Origin of the sequence: Aurantiacibacter sp. MUD11 (assembly GCF_026967575.1) — a bacterium.
GTDB lineage: Bacteria > Pseudomonadota > Alphaproteobacteria > Sphingomonadales > Sphingomonadaceae > Alteraurantiacibacter.
This window is the reverse complement of record NZ_CP114054.1, coordinates 15,161-36,148: the sequence shown is the minus strand read 5'-3', so window position 1 is coordinate 36,148 and position 20,988 is coordinate 15,161. Positions and strand designations below refer to the sequence as shown.

Annotated in this window: 23 protein-coding genes; 18 read left to right on the top strand and 5 right to left on the bottom strand. The window is 65.3% G+C overall.

Annotated elements, in window-relative coordinates; genetic code table 11:
• The first annotated feature begins 108 nt into the window (after positions 1-108).
• From OZN62_RS00175 to OZN62_RS00160, 4 genes are all read left to right on the top strand, one after another.
• Positions 109-1,995, top strand: coding sequence for a lytic transglycosylase domain-containing protein (locus OZN62_RS00175; RefSeq protein WP_269100573.1), 1,887 nt, complete (start codon positions 109-111; stop codon positions 1,993-1,995).
• 78 nt (positions 1,996-2,073) lie between these two features.
• Positions 2,074-2,844, top strand: coding sequence for a DUF2189 domain-containing protein (locus OZN62_RS00170; protein ID WP_269100572.1), 771 nt, complete (start codon positions 2,074-2,076; stop codon positions 2,842-2,844).
• Between the two features lie 10 nt (positions 2,845-2,854).
• The gene (gene greB, locus OZN62_RS00165; protein ID WP_269100571.1) at positions 2,855-3,364 is read left to right on the top strand and encodes a transcription elongation factor GreB; all 510 of its coding nucleotides are present in this window, start codon (positions 2,855-2,857) and stop codon (positions 3,362-3,364) included.
• The gene (locus OZN62_RS00160; protein WP_269100570.1) at positions 3,364-3,567 is read left to right on the top strand and encodes a hypothetical protein; all 204 of its coding nucleotides are present in this window, start codon (positions 3,364-3,366) and stop codon (positions 3,565-3,567) included. Before greB ends, OZN62_RS00160 begins: the two co-directional genes overlap by 1 nt.
• Positions 3,568-3,577: 10 nt before the next feature.
• Here the strand turns inward: OZN62_RS00160 and OZN62_RS00155 are convergent, their stop codons facing one another.
• Positions 3,578-4,270 carry a winged helix-turn-helix transcriptional regulator gene (locus tag OZN62_RS00155; RefSeq protein WP_269100569.1) on the bottom strand — a complete coding sequence of 231 codons (693 nt, stop codon included), beginning with the start codon at positions 4,268-4,270 and terminating at the stop codon, positions 3,578-3,580.
• A 177-nt stretch (positions 4,271-4,447) separates the two neighbouring features.
• Here OZN62_RS00155 and OZN62_RS00150 point away from each other — a divergent pair, with 177 nt between their 5' ends.
• From OZN62_RS00150 to rlmN, 4 genes are all read left to right on the top strand, one after another.
• Entirely contained in the window at positions 4,448-4,669 is a 222-nt protein-coding gene (locus OZN62_RS00150; protein WP_269100568.1) for a tautomerase family protein, read from the top strand.
• A 121-nt stretch (positions 4,670-4,790) separates the two neighbouring features.
• Positions 4,791-5,273, top strand: coding sequence for a hypothetical protein (locus tag OZN62_RS00145; protein ID WP_269100567.1), 483 nt, complete (start codon positions 4,791-4,793; stop codon positions 5,271-5,273).
• Positions 5,270-6,001: a 2OG-Fe(II) oxygenase gene (locus OZN62_RS00140; RefSeq protein ID WP_269100566.1), complete on the top strand. Its 732-nt coding sequence runs from the start codon at positions 5,270-5,272 to the stop codon at positions 5,999-6,001. Before OZN62_RS00145 ends, OZN62_RS00140 begins: the two co-directional genes overlap by 4 nt.
• 36 nt (positions 6,002-6,037) lie before the next feature.
• Complete coding sequence (gene rlmN, locus OZN62_RS00135) at positions 6,038-7,276, top strand: 23S rRNA (adenine(2503)-C(2))-methyltransferase RlmN (protein WP_269100564.1); 1,239 nt, start codon at positions 6,038-6,040, stop codon at positions 7,274-7,276.
• On the opposite strand, the gene OZN62_RS00130 is transcribed toward rlmN, so the two are convergent.
• Positions 7,273-8,490: a DUF418 domain-containing protein gene (locus tag OZN62_RS00130; protein ID WP_269100561.1), complete on the bottom strand. Its 1,218-nt coding sequence runs from the start codon at positions 8,488-8,490 to the stop codon at positions 7,273-7,275. The two genes, rlmN and OZN62_RS00130, sit on opposite strands and share 4 nt — an antisense overlap.
• Before the next feature lie 72 nt (positions 8,491-8,562).
• Between OZN62_RS00130 and OZN62_RS00125 the strand changes: the two genes are divergently transcribed.
• From OZN62_RS00125 to OZN62_RS00105, 5 genes are all read left to right on the top strand, one after another.
• Positions 8,563-9,156 (top strand): class I SAM-dependent methyltransferase, encoded by a 594-nt coding sequence (locus OZN62_RS00125; RefSeq protein ID WP_269100559.1) that lies wholly within the window; start codon positions 8,563-8,565, stop codon positions 9,154-9,156.
• A 127-nt stretch (positions 9,157-9,283) separates the two neighbouring features.
• Complete coding sequence (locus OZN62_RS00120; protein ID WP_269100557.1) at positions 9,284-9,757, top strand: glycine zipper 2TM domain-containing protein; 474 nt, start codon at positions 9,284-9,286, stop codon at positions 9,755-9,757.
• Positions 9,758-9,881: 124 nt separating this feature from the next.
• The gene (locus tag OZN62_RS00115) at positions 9,882-12,209 is read left to right on the top strand and encodes an NAD(+) synthase (protein WP_442864380.1); all 2,328 of its coding nucleotides are present in this window, start codon (positions 9,882-9,884) and stop codon (positions 12,207-12,209) included.
• A 71-nt stretch (positions 12,210-12,280) separates the two neighbouring features.
• Entirely contained in the window at positions 12,281-12,901 is a 621-nt protein-coding gene (locus OZN62_RS00110; protein ID WP_269100556.1) for a hypothetical protein, read from the top strand.
• The gene (locus OZN62_RS00105) at positions 12,898-13,602 is read left to right on the top strand and encodes a hypothetical protein (protein ID WP_269100555.1); all 705 of its coding nucleotides are present in this window, start codon (positions 12,898-12,900) and stop codon (positions 13,600-13,602) included. The genes OZN62_RS00110 and OZN62_RS00105 overlap by 4 nt, the downstream gene beginning before the upstream one ends.
• Before the next feature lie 2 nt (positions 13,603-13,604).
• Here OZN62_RS00105 and OZN62_RS00100 read toward each other — a convergent pair whose 3' ends face one another.
• Positions 13,605-14,843 (bottom strand): PQQ-dependent sugar dehydrogenase, encoded by a 1,239-nt coding sequence (locus tag OZN62_RS00100; protein WP_269100554.1) that lies wholly within the window; start codon positions 14,841-14,843, stop codon positions 13,605-13,607.
• A 99-nt stretch (positions 14,844-14,942) separates the two neighbouring features.
• Between OZN62_RS00100 and OZN62_RS00095 the strand changes: the two genes are divergently transcribed.
• Genes OZN62_RS00095 through OZN62_RS00085 form a run of 3 tightly spaced genes read left to right on the top strand, consistent with a single transcriptional unit; the run spans position 14,943 to position 17,150 of the window.
• Entirely contained in the window at positions 14,943-15,701 is a 759-nt protein-coding gene (locus tag OZN62_RS00095) for an SDR family oxidoreductase (RefSeq protein ID WP_269100553.1), read from the top strand.
• Positions 15,698-16,396, top strand: a complete 699-nt coding sequence (locus OZN62_RS00090) for a cytochrome b/b6 domain-containing protein (protein ID WP_269100552.1) — start codon at positions 15,698-15,700, stop codon at positions 16,394-16,396. Before OZN62_RS00095 ends, OZN62_RS00090 begins: the two co-directional genes overlap by 4 nt.
• On the top strand, positions 16,383-17,150 hold the full coding sequence (locus OZN62_RS00085) for a molybdopterin-dependent oxidoreductase (protein WP_269100551.1): 768 nt from the start codon (positions 16,383-16,385) through the stop codon (positions 17,148-17,150). Before OZN62_RS00090 ends, OZN62_RS00085 begins: the two co-directional genes overlap by 14 nt.
• Here OZN62_RS00085 and OZN62_RS00080 read toward each other — a convergent pair whose 3' ends face one another.
• Complete coding sequence (locus tag OZN62_RS00080; protein ID WP_269100549.1) at positions 17,151-17,594, bottom strand: DUF1801 domain-containing protein; 444 nt, start codon at positions 17,592-17,594, stop codon at positions 17,151-17,153.
• 91 nt (positions 17,595-17,685) lie between these two features.
• On the opposite strand from OZN62_RS00080, the gene OZN62_RS00075 reads away from it, so the two are divergent.
• Together OZN62_RS00075 and OZN62_RS00070 are read left to right on the top strand one after the other, a co-directional pair.
• A complete protein-coding gene (locus OZN62_RS00075) occupies positions 17,686-18,978 on the top strand; it encodes an SAM-dependent methyltransferase (RefSeq protein ID WP_269100546.1) in 1,293 nt (430 codons plus the stop codon).
• Between the two features lie 23 nt (positions 18,979-19,001).
• Positions 19,002-20,225, top strand: coding sequence for a PQQ-dependent sugar dehydrogenase (locus OZN62_RS00070; RefSeq protein ID WP_269100544.1), 1,224 nt, complete (start codon positions 19,002-19,004; stop codon positions 20,223-20,225).
• 15 nt (positions 20,226-20,240) lie between these two features.
• On the opposite strand, the gene lptB is transcribed toward OZN62_RS00070, so the two are convergent.
• Positions 20,241-20,960, bottom strand: a complete 720-nt coding sequence (lptB, locus tag OZN62_RS00065; protein WP_269100543.1) for an LPS export ABC transporter ATP-binding protein — start codon at positions 20,958-20,960, stop codon at positions 20,241-20,243.
• Positions 20,961-20,988 lie beyond the last annotated feature (28 nt).

Here is a 20,988-nt window from a genome sequence, read left to right as displayed (position 1 = left end):
CGATAGCCTTACCCGTTTGGAGGGATTATGTATTCAGCGCCTGATAAGGATGCGCCTATCAATATGTCCAGCATGGTTCGACTGCCCCTCCTCACCCTCGCCGCGGTCATGGCCGCTTCTCCCGCCGCTTTTGCCCAGGATGCCAGCGAATGGGATCGTAATCGCGCCCAGCTCGTGGCGCAGCAACCGGGGCCGATGGCGGCGGAAATCGCTCGCTGGGAACAGCTGTGGGAAGACCGGCAGGCGCAGCGCCCCTTCACCGAATATGCCAGCTTCCTGATGGCCAACCCCGGCTTCCCGGACGAGACCACCCTGCGCGCCCGCGCCGAACAGCGCCTGCGCGAGGAATTTACCGATCCGCAGCTGCTGCTCGATTTCTTTGCCGACCATGACCCGGTGACCAATTACGCCAAGGCGCACTACGCACTGGCGCTGGTGGGCACGGACCGCGACCGGGCCGAGCGCTGGGCGTTGCAGGCCTGGCGTGGCGGCGAGATGAGCCCGACCGCCGAGGCCACGCTGTCCGCCATGTTCGGCCAGCACTTCACCCAGGCCGACCATGACCAGCGCATGGATGCCCTGCTGTGGCAGCGCGATGCCGAGGCTGCCGCACGCCAGCTGGACCGCGTATCCCCCAATCGCCGCCGCGTGTTCGCCGCGCGCCTTGCCATCCTGCAGGGCGGCGACGGCGCGACCGATGCGCCGGGTGCGCTGGCCGATCCCGGCTATCTCTACAACCGCAGCCGCGAGCTGCGACAGGAAGGCCGCGCCGGCCAGGCCGTGCGCATGATCGTGGACGGGCCCGAACTGTCCGCCCTCCCGCTCGACCAGACCGCCTGGATTACCGAGTTGCTGGCCGTTGCTCGCTCCGCCGGCCGGGCCGACAGCGTACGCGTGGCCGCCCGCGCCATCGAGGCCTTCCCGCCCGGATTCGACGTCTCGACGGGCGAATATCGCCTGCGGGACGACTATACCTCGTTGATGTGGCTGGGGGGCACCAATGCCCTGTGGCACAATGGCGATGCCGCTTCCGCCGCGCCGCTGTTCTACCAGTACGGCGCCGCCGCGCGTACGCCGCAGACCCGCTCCAAGGGCTTCTTCTGGGCCGGTGAAGCCTACCGCCGCGCCGGTAACGTCGTAGAGGCGGAGCGCCATTACGAGATGGCCGCCGAATATGCCGACAAGTTCTATGGCCTGCTCGCCCTGGACCGGCTGGGCCGCGACATTCCGGCGCTTGACGGCAGTCCGCAAGGCGAACCCACTCCGGAAGAGCGCGCCGCGTTCAACGACAAGCCGATCACGCGCGCCGTGGCCGAAGTGGCGCGCGATGCCCCGTGGTCCACGGGCATCCGCTTCTATCGCGCGATAGCCGACCAGGCGGAAACAGTGGGCGAGCACGTGCTCGTCGCCGACCTCGCCCGGCAGATCGGTCGCCGCGACCTAGCGGTAAACCTTGCCGATGCCGCGATGGCCGACGGGCACGAAGGCTTCACCCGCATCGGCTATCCGACCTTGCAGACGCCTCCGGGCACCAACTGGACGATGATCCACGCCCTCGCCCGGCAGGAAAGCCAGTTTGCCGAGAACGCCATCAGCCATGCCGGCGCGCGCGGGCTGATGCAGTTCATGCCCGCCACCGCGCGCGAGGAAGCGCGCCTGGCCCGCGTGCAATATTCGGCCAGCCGCCTGATCGACGATCCGCAGTTCGCCATGCAGCTTGGCTCCAATCACATCGAGCGACTGATCTCCTATTACGATGGCAGCTACCCGCTCGCCATCGCGGCCTACAATGCCGGCCCCGGCAACGTGAACCGCTGGCTGCGCGAGAACGGTGACCCGCGCCAGACCGGCGACTGGCTGCGCTGGATCGAGGAAATCGGATTCTTCGAGACGAAGAACTACGTCCAGCGCGTGATCGAAAATGCCGTGGTCTACGAGACGCTCTATCCCGACGAGGCCGGTCGCAGCCGCGATGTGACTGATTTCCTGCGCTAAGCGGACCAGTCACCGTCCAGCTTGAAGCAAGCGCCCGTTTGCGGCACCTTCCCTGTCACTTCTGTGGGAGGGAGTGCGATGGAGGGCAGCAATACTGCCGCCGCCGTGAAGGTGGCGAACGACCTCAAGCTGGCGGACCTGTGGGCGGCATTGGCCGCGGGGTGGCGGGACTTTCTCGCCGCACCGCTGTTCGGCCTGTTCTTCGCGGCGATTTATGTCGTGATCGGTCTGCTGCTCTATCGCGGTTTCTACGTTGGGGGCGAGGTGCTGTGGTGGATTGCCGCGCTGGCCGGCTTCCCGCTGATCGCCCCGTTCACCGCAGTGGGCCTGTACGAGGTCAGCCGCCGGCGCGAGGCCGGACTGCCGCTGGAATGGCCCAAGATCCTCGGCGCATTGCGCGGCAACGGTGATGACCAGCTGCTGATGATGGGCGGCATCCTGTTTGTCGCCTTCAGCTTCTGGATCATCCTGGCGCACGGCATCTTCGCCATCTTCATGGCCGAATCCGGCGTCGGCGGGGAATCGCTGGAGGCGCTGATGAGCGACACCGGCCTGATCATGCTGTCAGTGGGCAGCGCGGTCGGTGCACTGGTGGCGCTGTTCTTCTACGGCATCACCGTGATCAGCCTGCCGATGCTGGTCGACCGCGACCTCGACTTCATCACCGCGATCGTGGCCAGCGTGCGCACGGTGCAGCAGAATGGCGTGGTCATGCTGACATGGGCCGTGCTGATCGCCGTGGTGCTGTTCCTGTCGATGCTGCCGGCCTTGATCGGCCTGCTGGTGGCGCTGCCGGTACTTGGCCATGCGACCTGGCACCTCTATCGGCGGGCAGTATCCGAATCCTGACCACCGACTATTGACGAGCATCCCCCTGAGCACCCCCGACAAGACCAATCCCATCACGCCCGCCGGTCTGGCGTCCCTGAAGGCGCGCTACGATCACCTGCTGGGCACCGAACGGCCCGAGATCGTCGAGATCGTCAGCTGGGCGGCGGGCAACGGCGACCGCAGCGAGAACGGCGACTACCTCTACGGCCGCAAGCGCATGCGCGAGATCGACCGCGAACTGGCGCACCTCGCCAAGGTGATGAAGCACGCCAAGGTGGTCGATCCCGCACAACAGCCCGACAAGAGCCGCGTGTTCTTCGGCGCCACCGTCACCATTGCGGATGAGGATGACGAGGAGCGTGTGCTCACCATCGTGGGCGACAAGGAACAGGATGCCGGCAAGGGCCGCGTCGGCTGGTCCAGCCCCATCGCGCGAGCCTTGCGCGAGGCGGAAGTGGGCGACCTGCGCACGGTGCGCCTGCCCGGCGGCACCAAGGAGTGGGAAGTCCTCTCCATCGCCTATCCGGAAGCCAGTTGATGCGGACCACCTATTCCGAAGCTAGCGTGCGGCTCTACCATCTCGACAGCGAGACCGAGGGCGGCGCGGCCACCACGCTGTTCTACGGCCCGCTGTCGGAGGCCATGCAGATCGGCGCGCAGCAGCCAGAGGAACTGCAGCAAGGCCTCTATATCGCGACCGATAACGACGTGGTCGCCTTCCTCGATTTGCTGGAGGGGTGACGCGCCTCTACTAGGCTGCGCTGGGCATGGGAGCGCGCGGAGCCTCGGCAAAGATGCTTGGGCGCAGCCATTCCGTGACATTGCGCAACAAGGCCGGCTCGCCTTCGGCCAGCAGGTCGCCGGTGCGGATCGCGTCGCGGAAGGTGCGATCACCCATCCAGCAATCGTGCATCACCCGTAGCGTAGAGCAGAAGTAGACATCGACATCGCGGCCCGGATCGGTGATGCACAAATCCACGTTTTGCGCCTGCACCAGCAGCCAGTATTCTTTCTGTTTGTCGAGATCCTTGAACTGGAAGCGGATCACGCTGCGATCGCCAACCAACTTGCCGGGGTCGATGCTGCGTTCGAGATAGAGCATCAGCAATTCCGGATCGAGATCGCTGTCGAGCACGTTGTGCCGCGCCCATTGCAGGCCCCACTTGCCCAGTTCGACCAGGACAGGTGTCAGTTCCGTGCAGGCCTGCGTCGGCCAGTATTCATGGCCGCGTTGCCCGGGGATACGCCTGCGCGCGACCAGGCCATCTTCCTCCAGCGTCTTCAGCCGCTTGGTCAGCAAGGCGGGCGAGATGTCGCCCAGGCCGCGTTGCAGCTCGTTGAAGCGCCGACCGCCCATGACCAGCTCGCGCACGATCAGGAAGGTCCACTTCTCACCAAGGATCTCGTTAGCCTTGGCAATCGGACAGAACTGGCCGTAATTCATTGCATTCCCCCCGCGATGCACCGAATTCCGTAACAATCTGCAATCTGTAGCACGTTACTTCAGAATCTGTAGCGGCTTGCTTCAGATCGCGCAGTAAACTTGGCCGACGCAATCGCGCAAAAGCTCCTCATCGCCGGACGGACCGGCACTAAAGACAAAGGAGAATTTACAATGCCGATGGTTACGATCGATGTGATCAAGGACGTCTTCACCCCCGAACAGAAGCAGGACATGATTCGCCAGGTTACCGACACCATGGTCGGCATCGAGGGCGAGGCGCTGCGCGGCGTTACCTGGGTGCGCGTGGTCGAGATCGAGCAGGGAGACTGGGGCATCGGCGGCCAGTGCCTGACGGCCGCCGACGTGCATGCCATGGCGCGGCAGCCCGAACCAGCCTGACAACAATCGCTGTGATCCAGGAAGCAAGGGGCCCGTGTTCGCGGGCCCCTTGTCGTCTGAAAATCGTGACCAAAAGAGTTCGGTTTTGACCCTTGGCTCGCTTCCATTAAGGGTGGCCGCAATGCGGATTGCCCTGCCCCTGATTGCTCTCGCGCTCGCCGCCCCGCTGGCGGCGAAGGACAGGCTTGGCGTGTTCGGCCAATGGGGCGCCTTTCGCGACCCGCAAGAGCCGCGCTGCTATGCCATCGCGGCGGCGGAAGAGAGCCGTAACCGGCGCGACTTCGAACCCTATGCCAGCGTCGGCACCTGGCCCCGCCGGCAGGTGCGCGGACAGGTGCATTTCCGCCTCAGCCGCGAGCTGTCGTCCAGCCCGCGCATCCGCCTCGCCATCGGCGGCCAGCGGTTCCAGCTGATCGGCGGCGGGTCCGATGCCTGGGCCGGAACCGCGGCGGACGACGCCGCCATCCTCGCCGCCATGCGCGGCGGCAGTCGCATGAGCATCAGCGCGACGGACAATCGCGGCAACCGCTTCACCGACCGCTACAGCCTCGAAGGGGCAGCCACCGCGTTTGACGCGGCAAGTGTAGGATGCGCGAACCAGTGACCCAGCTCGATTTCTCACCCGCGCTCGACAGCGCGGCCATCGCCCGCGCCGCCGAAGGCCTGTCGCGCGATGGCTATGTCCGGCTTACCGGCGTGCTGCATCCGGACACGGCGCAAGCCCTGTTCAAGAACATGAACGAGGAACTCGCCTGGTCGCGGGTCTTCAACGAGGGCCAGCGGATCTGGGACATCCCTCCGGAGAAGGTTGGCGAGCTGGAAGCGAGCGACATTTTCCCGCAACTGCATCGCGGGATCATGGGCGCGGCGCAGCGCGGCTTCCAGTACCAGCACGATGCCGTGCGTGTATCGGACGAAGCGGCCGAGCGCAGCGAACGCGGCTGGCTGGTCGACCAGCTGCTCGAGGCGCTCAATTCGCCGGAATGGCTCGACGTGTTCCGGCAGGTGACGGCCGACAGCAAGGTCGCGCTCGTCGACGGACAGGCAACGCGCTACATGCCCGGCCACTTCCTGACCGGGCATGATGACAACGTGGCGGGCAAGAACCGGGTCGCGGCCTATGTGCTGGGACTGACTCCGCAATGGCGTACCGAATGGGGCGGGCAGTTGCTGTTCCACGATGCCGATGGCGACGTGGAACGCGGCCTGTCGCCGAAGTTCAACGTCATCAACCTGTTCACCGTGCCGCGCATGCACAGCGTTGCGCCGGTGTCGGAGTTTGCCGGGGCCCCGCGCCTCTCCTTCACCGGCTGGGTGCGTCACGCCGGCTAGCATTTGCCGAAAACCGGCCCTATATGCGCGCCTCCCATGGCCGATACACAGCTCATGACCATTCCCGGGCAGGTAGACCCGGTTCCCGTCGCGCGTGACATCACGCCGCGCGCGGATGGGCGCGTGGACCTGATCGGCCTGCCCAAGAAGGACATCGCCGGACTGTTCGAGGCTGCCGGCCTCGATAAGAAGCAGGCCAAGCTGCGCGCCAAGCAGGTGTTCCACTGGCTCTACCACCGCGGCGTCACCGATTTCGAGGCGATGACCGACATCGCCAAGACCATGCGCCCGTGGCTGGCCGAGCGTTTCGTGATCGGCCGCCCTGACATTGTCGAGGCGCAGCACAGCACCGACGGCACCCGCAAGTGGTTGCTGCGCACCGCCGACGGGCATGACTTCGAGATGGTCTTCATCCCCGATGCGGATCGCGGCACGCTGTGCGTCTCGTCGCAGGTCGGCTGCACGCTCAACTGCCGCTTCTGCCACACCGGCACCATGCGGCTGGTGCGCAACCTGACGCCGGGCGAGATCGTCGGCCAGGTGATGCTGGCGCGCGATGCGCTGGGAGAATGGCCCAAGGGCAGGATGGATGAACTCGGCGACGAGAGCGAGAGCAGCTACACCGCCGATGGCCGCCTGCTGACCAACATCGTGATGATGGGCATGGGCGAACCGCTCTACAATTTCGACAACGTGCGCGATGCGCTGCAACTGGTGATGGACGGCGACGGGCTTGCCCTGTCGAAGCGCCGCATCACCCTGTCGACCAGCGGCGTCGTGCCGGCAATGGAGCGGTGCGGCGAGGAAATCGGCGTGAACCTAGCCGTCTCGCTGCACGCGGTGACCAAGGAAATCCGCGACGAAATCGTGCCGATCAACAAGAAGTACGGCATCGAGGAACTGTTGCAGGCCTGTGCCGACTATCCCGGCGCGTCGAACGCCCGCCGCATCACCTTCGAATACGTGATGCTGAAGGACAAGAACGACAGCGACGAACATGCGCGCGAACTGGTCCGGCTGATCAAGCACTACAAACTGCCTGCGAAGGTCAACCTGATCCCGTTCAACCCGTGGCCGGGCGCTGCCTACGAATGCTCGACGCCCGAACGGATCAAGCGCTTCTCCGATATCGTCTTCGAAGGCGGCATCTCGGCGCCCGTGCGCACCCCGCGCGGTCGCGACATCGACGCGGCTTGCGGCCAGCTGAAGACCGCCGCCGAGAAGAAGAGCCGCGCGCAGCTCGACCGCGAAGCGGCGGAAGCCGCAACCAGCTAAGGCGCTTCGGTCTCGCGCCGGATCGGTGCGAACTTGCCGTAGGTCAGCCCGCGCCAGAGCCATTCCAGTGGTCCGAAACGGTATCGTGCCAGCCACAAGTGGCTGAAGGCGACCTGCGCGATGAAGAACAGCAGCGCGGCCATTAGTGTCGTCGTGCCGCCGATGGTGCCGGCCAGCGCCATACCCCCATGGAAACCGTAGAGCACGAAGCCGATGAAGACGCCCTGCGTCATGTAGTTGGTCAGCGCCATGCGCCCGACCGGGGCAAGGCATTCGACCATGCCGCGCAGGCGGGCGGAATTGAAGAACAGCACCAGTCCGGTGCCATAGCCGAAAGCCAGCGCATAGGAGCTCGCTGCGTGCAGCATTTCCGACAGGAAGTCGTCGGCGATCAGGCCGACTGAGAAGACGGCCTCTCCGGCCAGACCCAGCAGCAGGCAGGCCCAGAACACGCGGCGGAGCTGTGGCAGCACCTCGGGGATACGCTCGAGCCAGCCGGAACGCACGATGCTGGCACCGATCATGAAGCGTCCCAGCGCGTAGACCACCCAGATGGGGATCTCGAGGCTGCGCATGCCTGCCGTCCAGAACAGCTGCCAGGCCTCCCCCACCCATTGCGGATAGGTGCCGCTGACGAACACCGCGTTGCGCTGGGCGGCCGCGGCTTCGCTGAAGGCCTGCTCGCCGATGGCCTCGAATCCGCCTGCTGCGGCGAGCAATTCCAGCACCGGCCGCGCGAAGATCAGCACTATGCCGATCGCCAGCATGGTCCGCGCCGGAAGCTTGCGCAGCAGGAACAGCAGCAGGCCGGCAATGGAATAGATGAACAGGATGTCCCACGGCCAGATCAGCAGGATGTTGATCAGCCCCAGCGCCATCAGGATGAACAGGCGCCGCAGGTAGACCGCGGCAAAGGCGCCGCCGCGCTGCTCGATCCGCTGCATCTGCACCCAGAAACCCATGCCGAACAGCGTGGCAAAGGTGGTGTTGGCCTTGTCGGACACCAGCCAGTCGACTGCGAAAATGGCCGGGGCGTTGGCGGGATCGGCGAAGAAGGCCCCCATTTGCTCCAGCGAAGCGGAAAAGTAGGTGGCCGAGAACCAGAACAGGTTGGCCACCAGTACGCCCAGCAGCGCAAATCCGCGCAGCACGTCCAGTTCGCCGATACGTTCGCTTGATGTGACGGGCGCAATGCCCGCGGCTGGCTGTGTCATCCCCATTTCCCCCACACGCAGAATTACGCACTCTTGCAAGCCTTGGAAAGCGCGGGTTAGCATGTCTTTGAAATGACCGACGAAGCCACCATCGCCTTCTATGACCGCGAGGCACCACGCTACACGCTGAGCTTCGCCATCTCTCACGGGCGCTGGCTCGACGGCTTTCTCGACCGCCTGCCAGAAGGCGCGCATGTCCTCGAACTGGGCTGCGGCGGTGGCAAGGATGCGCAGCGCATGCTGGAGCGCGGTTTCTCCGTCGACATGACCGATGGTTCCATCGGCATGGCGAAGAAGGCGCGGGAGCGGACCGGGCAGGACGTGCGCATCCTGAGGTTCGCCGAGCTGGATGCAGACGCCGCCTACGACGCGGTCTGGGCGCATGCCTCGCTGCACCACCAGCCACTGGCGGGCCTTGGCGACGTGCTGTGCCGCATCCACCGGGCCCTGCGGCCGGGCGGCTGGTTCTTCGCCAACTACAAGCTGGGCGACGGCGACGACCGGGACCGGTTCGGACGCCTCTACAATTTCGCCCCGCGCCAGCACCTGCTCGATCTCTATCGCGTTGCCGGCTGGGAGCTGGAGGACGTCCACGATTATCGCGATGGCGGACTCGACAAGGTGATGCGCGACTGGATCGCCATAACCGCCCGGAAAGGCGACTGAACGCGCCGGAGAAACGGCTCGTCCCTGAATTTGCCCTCCAACGATTTGTTCATCTCCGGTTGGGGAAACATGAACGATATTGCTCATTACCGACAACACATCATGTCGAGTCGAAAGGTATTGAGCGATGAAGAAGACCCTGATTGCGTTCGCCGCCGCCACCTCGCTGGCGCTTCCCGCTGCCCCTGCGATGGCGCAGCACGGCCCGCCCTCCTGGGCGCCCGCGCACGGCTATCGCGATCACGACCGTGGTCACGATCGCTACGACGCGCGCTACGATCGGCGGGACGACCGGCGTGACCGCTATCGCGACCGTTACGACGACCGCCGCGATCGCTATCGCACCTATGACGAATATGGCCGCTATCACGAACCACGCCGCGTGCGCCGTGGCGACCGCGTCTGGCAGGGCCGCGATGGCCGTTACTATTGCGAGCGCGAGAACGGCACGACCGGCCTGATCATCGGTGCCGCCGGTGGCGCACTGGTGGGCCGGGCGATCGACACTCGCGGTGATCGCACGCTCGGCACCCTGCTGGGCGCCGTGGTTGGCGGCCTGCTGGGTCGCGAGATCGACCGTGGCGAGGCCCGCTGCCGTTAACGATCAAAGACTTGGCAGGCCGTTTCCCCTCCGGCCTGCCCTCCTGAGGCGCCGTCGCTCCCCGTCCCCGGAGCGGCGGCGCTTTGCATTTGCACCCTGTATCCTTTTGGGATACTGCGGGGTCATGCATCTGGCCGGCCAGAAAATCCGCGAATGGCGCGAGGCGCACGATCCGCCGCTGAGTGCGGAGGAATTCGGCCTGCAATATGGCGAGCCGGACGCCTGGCCCAGCCGCACCGTCTATGGCTGGGAAGCCAAGGGCAAGGTGCCTCGCGCCGCCACCCAGAAACGCTTGGCCGAACTGGGTATCTGCGAACCGGGCGACTTTCTCGAGCCCGCCACGAACACATCAATCGACAGCACTTTGGCCGAAAGCGAACCCGCGATGAGCGCAACCGACTTCGACTTCTTCGACATGCACGACCACGGCTTCGTGCGGGTGGCGACGAGCACGCCCAAGACCCGCACTGCCGACGTGCCCTACAATGCCGCCGGCATCATCGAACAGGCGGAGATCGCGCATGCGCGCAATGTCGACCTGCTGCTCTACCCGGAACTGTGTCTGTCCTCCTATGCGATCGACGACCTGCATATCCAGGCAGCGCTGCTCGACGCGGTGGAGCGCGGGATCGAGACGGTCCGCAAGGCGAGCGAGAAGCTGAACCCCGTGCTGGTGATCGGCGCGCCGCTGCGCCGCAACGGCCGCATCTACAACTGCGCCTTGGCAATCGCCCATGGCGAGGTGCTGGGCGTGGTGCCCAAAAGCTTCCTGCCCAATTACCGCGAATACTACGAGAAGCGCTGGTTCGCGCGCGGCAACAATTGCCAGGACCTTTGGCTGGTCGTGAACGGGGCTGAAGTTCCGTTCGGTACCGACCTGATCTTCTCTGCCACCAACCTGCCCGGATTCACCTTCGGCATCGAGATCTGCGAGGACTACTGGGCCCCCACCCCGCCCGGCACGCTGGCCGCGCTGGCGGGCGCCACCATCGTGCTGAACCTTTCCGCCAGCAACATCACCATCGGCAAGGCGGATGAGCGCCACATGCTGTGCCGCGCCAGTTCCAGCCGTGCGGTCTGCGCCTATGTCTATTCCGCCAGCGGATTTGGCGAGAGCACGACCGACCTCAGCTGGGATGGCCAGGGCATGGTCTACGAACTGGGTGACCTGATGGTGGAGAGCGTGCGCTTCGAGCTGGAGCCGGAACTGTGCGTCACCGATATCGACACCCGCCGCGTGCTCAACGAACGCATGCGCATGGGCACGTTCAACGACGCTGCCGAAGATGCCGGACGCCCCGAGGACCACTACCGCACCGTCGGGTTCGAGCATCACTACCAGCATGGCGATATCGGCCTCGAACGTCCGATCCGCCGCTTCCCCTTCGTGCCGAACCGCGCCGACAAGCTGGACGAGGACTGCTACGAGGCGTTCAACATCCAGGTCGACGCGCTGATGCGGCGGATGCAGGCGACCAACACCGAGTCGCTGGTGATCGGCATTTCCGGGGGCCTCGATTCCACCCATGCCCTGATCGTCTGCGCCAAGGCCTGCGACATGCTCGGCCTGCCGCGCACCACCATCCGCGGCTACACCATGCCCGGCTTCGCCACCTCGGACGAGACCAAGTCCAACGCCTGGAAGCTGATGGAAGCCTTCGGCATCACCGCCGAGGAAATCGATATCAAGCCCGCCGCCCGGCAGATGCTGCAGGACATGGGTCACCCCTTTGCCGAGGGCGAGCCGGTCTATGACGTCACCTTCGAGAACGTGCAGGCAGGCCTGCGCACCGATTACCTGTTCCGCCTTTCCGGGCATCACCGGGGTTTCGTGATCGGCACCGGCGACCTTTCCGAACTGGCGCTAGGCTGGTGCACCTATGGGGTGGGCGACCAGATGAGCCACTACGGCGTCAATTCGGGCGTGCCCAAGACGCTGATCCAGTACCTGATCCGCTGGACCGAGCGCACCAACCAGTTCGATGCCCATGTCAACGAGGTGCTGGAAGAGGTGCTGGCGACCGAGATCAGCCCCGAACTCGTGCCCGCCGACGAGAAGGGCAATATCCAGAGCACCGAGAGCGTGATCGGTCCCTACGAGCTCAACGACTTCTTCCTCCACCACACCATCCGCTGGGGGCAGCAGCCGAGCCACACGGCTTTCCTGTGCTGGCACGCCTGGCGCGACATTGCCGAAGGGGTGTGGCCGCAGGATTTCCCGGAGGCGAAGAAGAACGCCTACGATCTCGCCACCATCCGCCACTGGCTGGAGAATTTCGTGAAGCGGTTCTTCGCCTTCAGCCAGTTCAAGCGCAGCGCCCTGCCCAACGGCCCCAAGGTTTCCGCCGGCGGCGCGCTCAGCCCGCGTGGCGACTGGCGCGCGCCGAGCGATGCCGTAGCCGAGGTGTGGCTGGCAGACCTGCGCGAAAAGGTGCCGGAGAACATTGACTAGCCAGACTTGGGCATTTGACCCTCGCCCGGCCAAGACGTAGCTTGGTCAGCGGACGCAGGAGGGTGCGAGCCATGAATAATCGGAAGTTCCAGTTACTTGGCCTCGCCAGCGCACTACTTGCCGCGGCAGGCCTCGCAGTACCCGCGCAGGCGCAGTTCGGCGGCTTTGGCAGCATCGTCAACGAAGCGCGGCGCGCAGCGGAGCGGGATCGCGAACCCGAACCGGAGCCGGAACAGTCGCAGACCCCGGAGGAATGCGCGCAGGACAGCTCGCCGAGCGTCGGGCGGCGCATCCTTGGCGGCCTGCTGGGCGATGCAGCCAACGATGCCGCGCGCCGGGCCGGCCTGCCCACCTATGTGCCCGTCGGCGAATTCTCCGACCAGATCAGCACCGCCATCGCCTGCCAGCTCGATCCGGACGAGCAGCGGCAGGCGGCCGAGGCCACGGTCGAGGCAACGCGGGGCGCGGGCGAAGACGGCGGGGCAGAGGTCGGCTCGACCTCTGCCTGGGTATCGGAGACCCGTGACGGCGTTTCCGGCCGTTCCACCGTCACCGGGCGCGACACCGCCCCCGGCCAGAATGTCGACTGCATCACCGTGTCCGACGTGATTATTGTCGGCGGCGAGGAAACCCGTGACGAGAAGCGCATGTGCCGCCGTCCGCCTTCGCCGCGCTATTCCATCGCAGCATGAGACGTGCCGCCCGTGCCTTGCTGGCAATCGGTGCCTGCTTTGCGCTGAGCGCCCAGAGCGAGGTGGACTCGGCCAACCCGACTTGTCCGGCGGAACCCGACTGGGGTCCCGCAGAACGCATGGTGCTCAGCACACGCGATGCCGGGGACATGCGCGTGCTCGTGGCCGAGGGCATCATCGATGCGACACTACCCGAACGGCTGCGCGCCGCCATCGATGCGGACGAGATGATCGGCGAGGTCTGGATCCGCTCGCGCGGCGGCGATGCCCGCGCCGGCAACGAGGCGGGGCGGATCATCCGCTCCTATGCCCTGCAGACCCGCATCCCGACCGGCTGGACCTGCTTTTCGGCCTGCAACTTCATGTTCATGGGCGGCCTCGCCCGCCATGTGGAGCCGGGCGGCATCTTCATGGTGCACATGTTCACGCATACCTCCGACCGCTCGGTGATCAGCGAGACCGTGCTCGACGGCACGCAGGCCACTGCCGAACTGATCGGCGAGATCGAGCAGTCGAGCGCGCTGCTGGCGAGCGAGGACAATGACTTCCTCATCCGCATGGGCGTGAGCCGCCTGCTGCTGACCGAGGTGATGTACCAGGTGCAGGCGGTCGAGAGCGACCGCAATCCCAGCACCCGCTACTGCCTCAGCGACGAGGAAGTCCTGCGTTACAACGTCAAGACCGTGGTCGGCGAAGGCTGACGTCAGCCGCCTGCAGTCAGCCGCAGCACCGCGCCTTCCACCTGGTCGGTCAGCAGGTAGACCGAACCGTCCGGTGCCACCTGCACGTCACGCCAGCGCTGGCCAAGTTCGCGCAGCAGCCGTTCGGGTTCGCCAATCGGCATGCCGGTATTGTCGGTGTCATAGCGCAGCAGCCCTTGGGTGAAGCTGCCCAGCAGCATGTCCCGCTCCCACCCGCGCAACTGGGTGCCGGTGTAGAAGGTGAGGTTCCCCGGATTGAAGCTGGGTGGGCCGAACACCAGCACCGGATCGATCATGCCGGGCGCGTTCCGGACATGCTCCATCTGCGTGCCGTCGTAATGCATGCCTTGCGTAACACTCATCCAGCCGTAGTTGCCGCCGCGCAGGATACGGTTGACTTCGTCCCCGCCGCGCGGGCCGAATTCGCTCTCCCACAGCTCTCCGGTGTAGGGATTGTAGGCTAGGCCCAGCGGGTTGCGGTGGCCGGTCGACCAGACGCGCGGTTCGTGCCCCTCGAGGCCGATCCAGGGATTGCCGGGCACCGGTTCACCCTCGTCGGTCATGCGGAAGATCTTGCCGTAGTGGTTCGACGGGTCCTGCACCATCTCGCCGTAGTTGCGGTCGCCACTGGTGACGAACAGGTGGCCGTCGGGATCGAACAGGATGCGCCCGCCATAGGAACCGAAGGCGGGGCCCTGCCCGCAGCACCGTTCCGGCAACGGCTGCGCGCCGTACCAGGTGTCGGCGACGAAAATGTCTTCTACGTCGGTCAGCCTGTCCGCGCCCGGCGCCCAGCGGCCGCGCATCACGGCCAGGGTGGAGACGTTCGAGTCCTCCGGATCGATCTTGGAGTAGGCCATGTAGACCAGCCGGTTCTCGGCAAAGTCGGGGTGCAGCGCGATGCCCTTCAGCCCGGCGATGCCGAAGGTGTACATGGTCGGCACGCCGGCGATGGGATCGGGATCGAGCGTACCGTCGGCCGCGATGTGGCGCAGCCGACCGACGCGTTCGGTCACCAGCATGCCGCCTTCGGGAAGGAAGACGATGCCCCAGGGCCGTTCCAGCCGGGCGACGACCTCGACGTGGATCGGACCGTGTTCGGCATGGAAATCCCAAGGGCCCTCGCCCAGTTCGGTGCCCCCGAAGGGCGGCGGACCGGGAGGTTCATCCTGCGCTGTTGCCGTGCCTGCTGCCAAAGCCAGTGCTGCTGCCCCCGCAGCAAATGCCAAGCGCAATTTCATTCGTCTCTCCCCGTACCAAAAGCCCGGTTGTGTCCCCGGCTCCCGTCATTATCGTAGGTCTATGAATTCGACCTCACAATTGACTTTGTCCATTTTTCCGTGACGCGCAAGGCTGTCCTTGTCACTGGTGGTGCGAAACGATTGGGCGCAGCCATGTGTCGGCGCTTCGCCGAAGCGGGCTGGCACGTCGTAATCCACTGCAATCGCTCGGTGGATGCGGCGAATGCGCTGGCCGCGGAGCTGCCGAGCGCAGAAGTCGTCCGCTGCGACCTTTCCGACGCTGGAGCGGCGGCAACAATGGTGCGCGAGCTGGCCGCGCGGCTGGAGGACTGGCGCTGCCTCATCAATTCGGCGTCGATTTTTGCGCCCGATTCCGTAACCGCTCTCGTTCCCGAGACGAACCGGCAGGCAATGCAAGTCAACGCCGCCACGCCTGCGCTCATGGCGCAGACCTATTTCGCCCATGCCCGCAGCAAGCGCGGCCGACGCATGGTGCAGGTGACCGACCAGAAGCTGGCGAACCTCAACCCGGATTTCTTCAGCTACACGATGAGCAAGGCCGCCGCCGATGTCGCGGGGCGCATGCTGGCGATGGCGCACAAGGGGGACGACCGCGTCTACATGCTCGCCCCCGGCGCGATTCTGGCCAGTCATGACCAGACCGCGGAAGAAGCCGAGCGCTCGCATCGGCTCAACCTGCTGCGGCGCCGCACCTGCAGCGATGAGATCGCGGATGCCGCGCTGTTCCTGGCCGAAGGCCCGCTGGCGAGCGGCGAGGCACTGTATGTCGACAGCGGCCAGCACCTGCTGAACCAGCCGCGCGACGTCATCTACCTGGAGCGGGAGGGAGACGCATGAGCAAGCCCGAAAAGCGCCACAAGCTGTCCACCCGCCTGTGGCACTGGATCAATGCCATCAGCCTGGTCGTGCTGTTCATGAGCGGGCTGAACATCTCCAACGCGCACCGCCGCCTGTACTGGGGCGACGCCGGCTTCGCGCCAGAGGAAGCCTGGCTGGTAGTGCCGCGTTTCCCCGGCTGGGCGACCATTCCCGACTATTACAGCCTGGCCGGCGCACGCGACTGGCACGTGGTGTTCAGCCTCGTCTTCGCTTTTTCGCTGCTGGCCTTCATGGTGCTGGCGTTCCTCAACCGCCACATGCAGCGCGATATCTTTGCCAGCCGACGGGAATGGAAGCTGTCGAACATCGGGCATGACATCCGCCAGCACCTGAAGTTCAATTTCGAACACGGCGAGGGCAAGTACAACATCCTACAGAAGATCAGCTATGCCGGGGTCATCCTGGTGGTGCTGCCGCTGATGATCTTCACCGGCATAGTGATGAGCCCTGGCATGGAAGCCGCCTGGCCGCGGCTGACCGACCTGTTCGGCGGCAGGCAGAGCGCGCGTTCGCTGCACTTCATTGCCGCATGGCTGCTGTTCGCCTTCTTCGTGGTGCACGTGCTGCTGGTGCTGGCCTCCGGCCCGATCCGGCAGATGCGCGAAATGATCACCGGCGGCAAGCTGGAAGGAGGCGACGATGGAGCGGCGTAATTTCCTTGTGGCGGCAGGCGCCGCCTTCCTCGCCGGCTGCAACGAGATCGGCGATTCCAAGTGGTTCGGCAAGGTGGTCGAGGGCGCGCAGGGCTGGCACCGTGGCCTGCACCGCGCGCTGGGCGGCGGACGCATCACCATGGCGCCCGAATTCACCCGCGCCGACATCTCCCCCTATTTCCGCGGCAACGGCAACCAGGAAGTGGACACCGACGCCTATCGCGCCGCCGAGGCGGAAGGCTTCGCCAACTGGCGGCTGGCGGTCACCGGGCTGGTGGAGAACGAGCTGAGCCTTTCGATGGACGAGATCCGCGCCCTGCCCCAGCGTACCCAGATCACCCGGCACGATTGCGTGGAAGGCTGGAGCGCGATCGGCGAATGGACCGGCCCGCAGTTGTCGCAGATCCTCGATGCAGCCGTGCTGCGCCCGGAAGCCAGGTTCATCGTCTTCCGCTGCGCCGATTTCACCATGCGCGGCAGGGGCGAGAACCGCCGCCGGGTCGACTATTACGAAAGCTGCGACATCGACGATGCCCTGCACCCGCAGACCATCGTCGCGCACCAGTTGAATGGCGAACCCCTGCCCGTGCGCAACGGCGCGCCGCTGCGCATGCGCCTGGAGCGTCAGCTGGGCTACAAGCACCCTAAGTACCTGACCGGCATCGAAGCAGTTGCCAGCCTTGACGGCATCGGCCAGGGCAAGGGCGGTTATTGGGAAGATGTCGCCGGGTACCAGTGGTATGCCGGCATCTGATCAGTCCGCGGGCGGGTAGATCCGGTTCATCGCATCCCAGTTGAGCTGCACCAGCTCTTCCAGCACCGCCAGGTCCACATCGGCCAGCTTGTTGATGTAGAGGCAGGACTTGCCCTGCGCGTACTTGCCGAGGCGCGAGAGCACTTCCTCGTTCCTCTTCGAGGTCCCGTCGTCGCAATAGCCGCCCATCAGGTAGATCGAGTGCTTGGCCTTGCGCGGCGAGAAGCCGGTGCGAAGGAAATCGCCCTCGCGCCCGCTATCGTACTTGTAGTGATACTGACCGTAGCCGATCATCGTCGGCCCCCACATCACCGGCTCCTCCCCCGTGACGCGGCGGAACAGCGCGTCGAGCACCTTCGCATCCTCGCGCTTTCCGGCGTGATCGACGCTCTCGATGAAGTCGGCGACGGTGACTTCGGTCGGCTTGGTCTTGTTCTCGCTCATATGGGCTAAGGTTAGCGGACAATTGACTCGCCGCCAAACCGCCCGCAAACCCCCTGCAACGAAAACGAGATAAGTGGGGGACGCTTAATCCATGTGGCTGCTCGACAAATTCCTGTCCAAGGCAATCAAGCGCGGTAAGCTCGTGATTACCGATCACGACGGCAAGGTATATGAATACGGCGACGGACAGGGGGCGGACACGATCCGCGTGCGCCTGACCAACAAGAAGGCAGCCAACCATATCGCGCGCTATCCGCAGGTCGGCGCGGGCGAGGCCTACATGTGGGGCTGGCTGGAAGTCGAAGCGCCGCACGACATTCGCGACATGGTGCTGTTCGTTACCATGAATGCGAAGCGGCTGGGCGATGCCTCGCTCAAGCCCAAGGGGCCGCTGCGCAAGGCAATCCAGAAGAGCGCGGCCAAGATCGACAGCATCAACCTGCGCGGCAAGGCGCGCAAGAATGCCGAGCACACCTACAACCTGACGCGCCGCCTGTACGAGCTGTTCCTCGACGAGGACCGGCAATACACGATGGGCTACTACCGCGACGTCGACAACTCGCTGGAGAAGGCGCAGCTCGACAAGAAGGCGCATATCGCCGCCAAGCTGAACATCACGCCCGAAACCGGCCCCAACATGCGCATCCTCGACATCGGCTGCGGCTGGGGTGGCCTCGCGCTCTACCTGCACCGCACCTACGGCTGCGAAGTACTGGGCGTAGCCTTGGCGCCCGACCAGATCGCCTTCTGCAAGGAGCGCGCGAAGGAGGCCGGCGTAGAGGACAAGGTGAAGTTCGCGCTGATGGACTATCGCGACGTCACCGGCCAGTTCGATCGCATCACCAGTGTCGGCCTGCTGGAGCATGTCGGCACGCCGCACTACCCGCAGTTCTTCGAACACACCAACAAGCTGCTTAAGCCTGACGGGGTGATGTTCAGCCACTGCTGCGGTCGTGCGGGCCCTCCGGGCTTCACCGACGCCTGGACCCGCAAGTACATCTTCCCGGGCGGCTATATCCCGGCCCTGTCCGAACTGGTCACCCAGTCGGAGAAGTTCGGCTGGCAGGTGATGGACGTGGAGGCCATGCGCTTCCACTACAGCCACACGCTGGAGGAATGGTACAACCGCACCGTCCTGCACAAGGACGAGATCGTCGAGATGTATGACGAGCAATTCTACCGCATGTGGCTGTTCTATCTCGCCGGCGCGGAGCAGAGCTTCCGTCACGGCATGATGGTCAACTGGCAGATCCTGTACGTGAAGGACCGCGCCGCCATCCCGATGACGCGCGACTACATGTACGAGGAATCAGAGCGCCTGCGCGGGCTGGAAGAGCCGCCGCAATGGCATCTCGATCCGGCGCTGAAGGAAGCGGCGGAGTAACCACTACCAGGGGAGAGGGTACGATGCGGAACTGGTTGCTGGCGGGGACACTCCTGATGGTCGCGGGCGCGGCCAGTGCGCAGCAACCACCGCCTCCCGGTATCGCCACGCCGGTGCTGCCCGACTCGCCGCAGGTTTACGACACGGCCGAACAGCACGGCATCGCAGTGACCGTGCTGGCGCGCGATTTCGAACGGCCTTTCGCCATCGACTTCCTGCCGAATGGCGACATGCTGATCGTCGAGCGCGGCGTCGGCCTACGCCTTCTGCGCGGGGCGACAGGCGACAATCCCGTGCTGGAAGACGGCCACATCGCCGGCGTGCCGATCGATACACCCGAAGTGTTCAGCTACGGCGTGATCGACATCGCGCTGCATCCCGACTTTGCCGAGAACGGCTGGATCTACTTTACCGTCAACGAGGCCCGTCCCTTGCCGGAGGGGACCAGTCCGTTGCAGCGTCCCGGGCGCTTCCAGGTCATGCGCGGCACCTGGGCCGATGGCGCAGTCAGCAATGTCGAGATCATCCTCGAGGCCGAGGGTGATGCCTATGCCGGCGGCAATCGCGTGCACGTGGCGGACGATGGCATGGTTTGGGTCGCCACCACCGGTCCCTACGACGGCACGGCACAGGACCTGACCGACATCTACGGCAAGGTGCTGCGACTGAACACGGACGGATCGATCCCCGCCGACAATCCCTTCGTCGGTACCGAGGGCGTGCATCCTGCCATCTACAGCTACGGCCACCGCGACCAGCACGGGCTGACCGTCCATCCGGAAACCGGCGAGGCCTGGAGCGTGGAACACGGCCCCAACGGCGGAGACGAGGCTAACCTGATCCAGCCCGGCGGCAATTACGGCTGGCCGGACTACAGCTTCGGCCGCGAATACGACGGCAGCGACGCCACGCCGCTGCCCTTCGGCCCTGGCACGGTGGAGCCGCGCGTCGTCTGGCTGCCCTCCATCGCGCCATCGGGACTGCTGTTCTACACCGGCGAGGCCTTCCCCGCCTGGCAAGGCAACCTGTTCATAGGCAGCGCGCGCTGGGGCGAAATCAACCACACCGGCAGCCTGCAACGCGTAGTCTTCAACGAGGACTTCGGCGAACTGCGGCGCGAGGCGTTGCTGAGCCAGCTCCACCACCGCGTACGCGACGTGGCGCAAGGACCGGACGGCAATATCTACGTGCTGAGCGACGGGCCGACCAATGCCGTGCTGCGGATCTCTCCGGCGGAGCTGCCCTAGCGCCAGCGGGGCCGGTCAGCCGGACACGGGATAGTTCTCCTCCTCGCCGAGGTACCTCTCGATCACCATCGGGTCGCGCAACATGGCACCGGGCGAACCCTCGAAAATCTTCACCCCCGCATCGAGGACATAGGTGCGGTCGACGACGCCGATGGCTTCGGGCACGTTCTGGTCAGTCAGCAGGATACCGATACCGCGCCGACGCATTTCGCCGATCATCTGCTTGATGCTGGCAACGGTCAGCGGATCGATCCCCGCAAAGGGCTCGTCCAGCACCATGATCTGCGGTTCGAGCGCCAGCGCCCGCGCGACCTCGCAGCGCCGCCGCTCGCCTCCAGAGAGCGAGGTCGCCTTGGCCGTGCGCAAGTGCACGAGGTCGAGCGCCTCGAGCAGGTCATCCAGCCTGGCGCGGCGGATGTCGGCGTCCGGTTCGTTGAGCTCGAGCATGGCCAGGATGTTCTTCTCCACCGTCAGGCCGCGAAAGATGGATGTCTGCTCCGGCAGGTAACCGAGACCGAGAATGGCACGCCGATAGAACGGCAGCCGGGAGATGTCGGTACCACCGAGTTCGATGCGCCCGCTGTCGAGCTTCACCAGCCCGAGAATGCTGTAGAAGCAGGTCGACTTGCCGGCGCCGTCGCTGCCGAACAAACCGACCACTTCTCCCTTGCCCACGGTGAGGGAGAGGCGGTCGAGTGCGGGCCGCTCGGAGTACGACTTGGATATCTCGATCACCTCCAGAAATGGGGGCGGGCCACTCGAG

Bases quoted from the DNA above. Each gene is read 5' to 3' on its own strand.
- OZN62_RS00080 (WP_269100549.1), bottom strand. From the start codon at position 17,594: ATGAGCGAGAACAAGACCAAGCCGACCGAAGTCACCGTCGCCGACTTC.
- OZN62_RS00075 (WP_269100546.1), top strand. From the start codon at position 17,686: ATGTGGCTGCTCGACAAATTCCTGTCCAAGGCAATCAAGCGCGGTAAG.
- OZN62_RS00110 (WP_269100556.1), top strand. From the start codon at position 12,281: ATGAATAATCGGAAGTTCCAGTTACTTGGCCTCGCCAGCGCACTACTT.
- OZN62_RS00115 (WP_442864380.1), top strand. From the start codon at position 9,882: ATGCATCTGGCCGGCCAGAAAATCCGCGAATGGCGCGAGGCGCACGAT.
- OZN62_RS00105 (WP_269100555.1), top strand. From the start codon at position 12,898: ATGAGACGTGCCGCCCGTGCCTTGCTGGCAATCGGTGCCTGCTTTGCG.
- OZN62_RS00100 (WP_269100554.1), bottom strand. From the start codon at position 14,843: ATGAAATTGCGCTTGGCATTTGCTGCGGGGGCAGCAGCACTGGCTTTG.
- OZN62_RS00085 (WP_269100551.1), top strand. From the start codon at position 16,383: ATGGAGCGGCGTAATTTCCTTGTGGCGGCAGGCGCCGCCTTCCTCGCC.
- OZN62_RS00150 (WP_269100568.1), top strand. From the start codon at position 4,448: ATGGTTACGATCGATGTGATCAAGGACGTCTTCACCCCCGAACAGAAG.
- OZN62_RS00130 (WP_269100561.1), bottom strand. From the start codon at position 8,490: ATGACACAGCCAGCCGCGGGCATTGCGCCCGTCACATCAAGCGAACGT.
- OZN62_RS00160 (WP_269100570.1), top strand. From the start codon at position 3,364: ATGCGGACCACCTATTCCGAAGCTAGCGTGCGGCTCTACCATCTCGAC.
- OZN62_RS00170 (WP_269100572.1), top strand. From the start codon at position 2,074: ATGGAGGGCAGCAATACTGCCGCCGCCGTGAAGGTGGCGAACGACCTC.
- OZN62_RS00070 (WP_269100544.1), top strand. From the start codon at position 19,002: ATGCGGAACTGGTTGCTGGCGGGGACACTCCTGATGGTCGCGGGCGCG.
- OZN62_RS00155 (WP_269100569.1), bottom strand. From the start codon at position 4,270: ATGAATTACGGCCAGTTCTGTCCGATTGCCAAGGCTAACGAGATCCTT.
- rlmN (WP_269100564.1), top strand. From the start codon at position 6,038: ATGGCCGATACACAGCTCATGACCATTCCCGGGCAGGTAGACCCGGTT.
- OZN62_RS00120 (WP_269100557.1), top strand. From the start codon at position 9,284: ATGAAGAAGACCCTGATTGCGTTCGCCGCCGCCACCTCGCTGGCGCTT.
- OZN62_RS00145 (WP_269100567.1), top strand. From the start codon at position 4,791: ATGCGGATTGCCCTGCCCCTGATTGCTCTCGCGCTCGCCGCCCCGCTG.
- OZN62_RS00175 (WP_269100573.1), top strand. From the start codon at position 109: ATGGCCGCTTCTCCCGCCGCTTTTGCCCAGGATGCCAGCGAATGGGAT.
- OZN62_RS00090 (WP_269100552.1), top strand. From the start codon at position 15,698: ATGAGCAAGCCCGAAAAGCGCCACAAGCTGTCCACCCGCCTGTGGCAC.
- OZN62_RS00125 (WP_269100559.1), top strand. From the start codon at position 8,563: ATGACCGACGAAGCCACCATCGCCTTCTATGACCGCGAGGCACCACGC.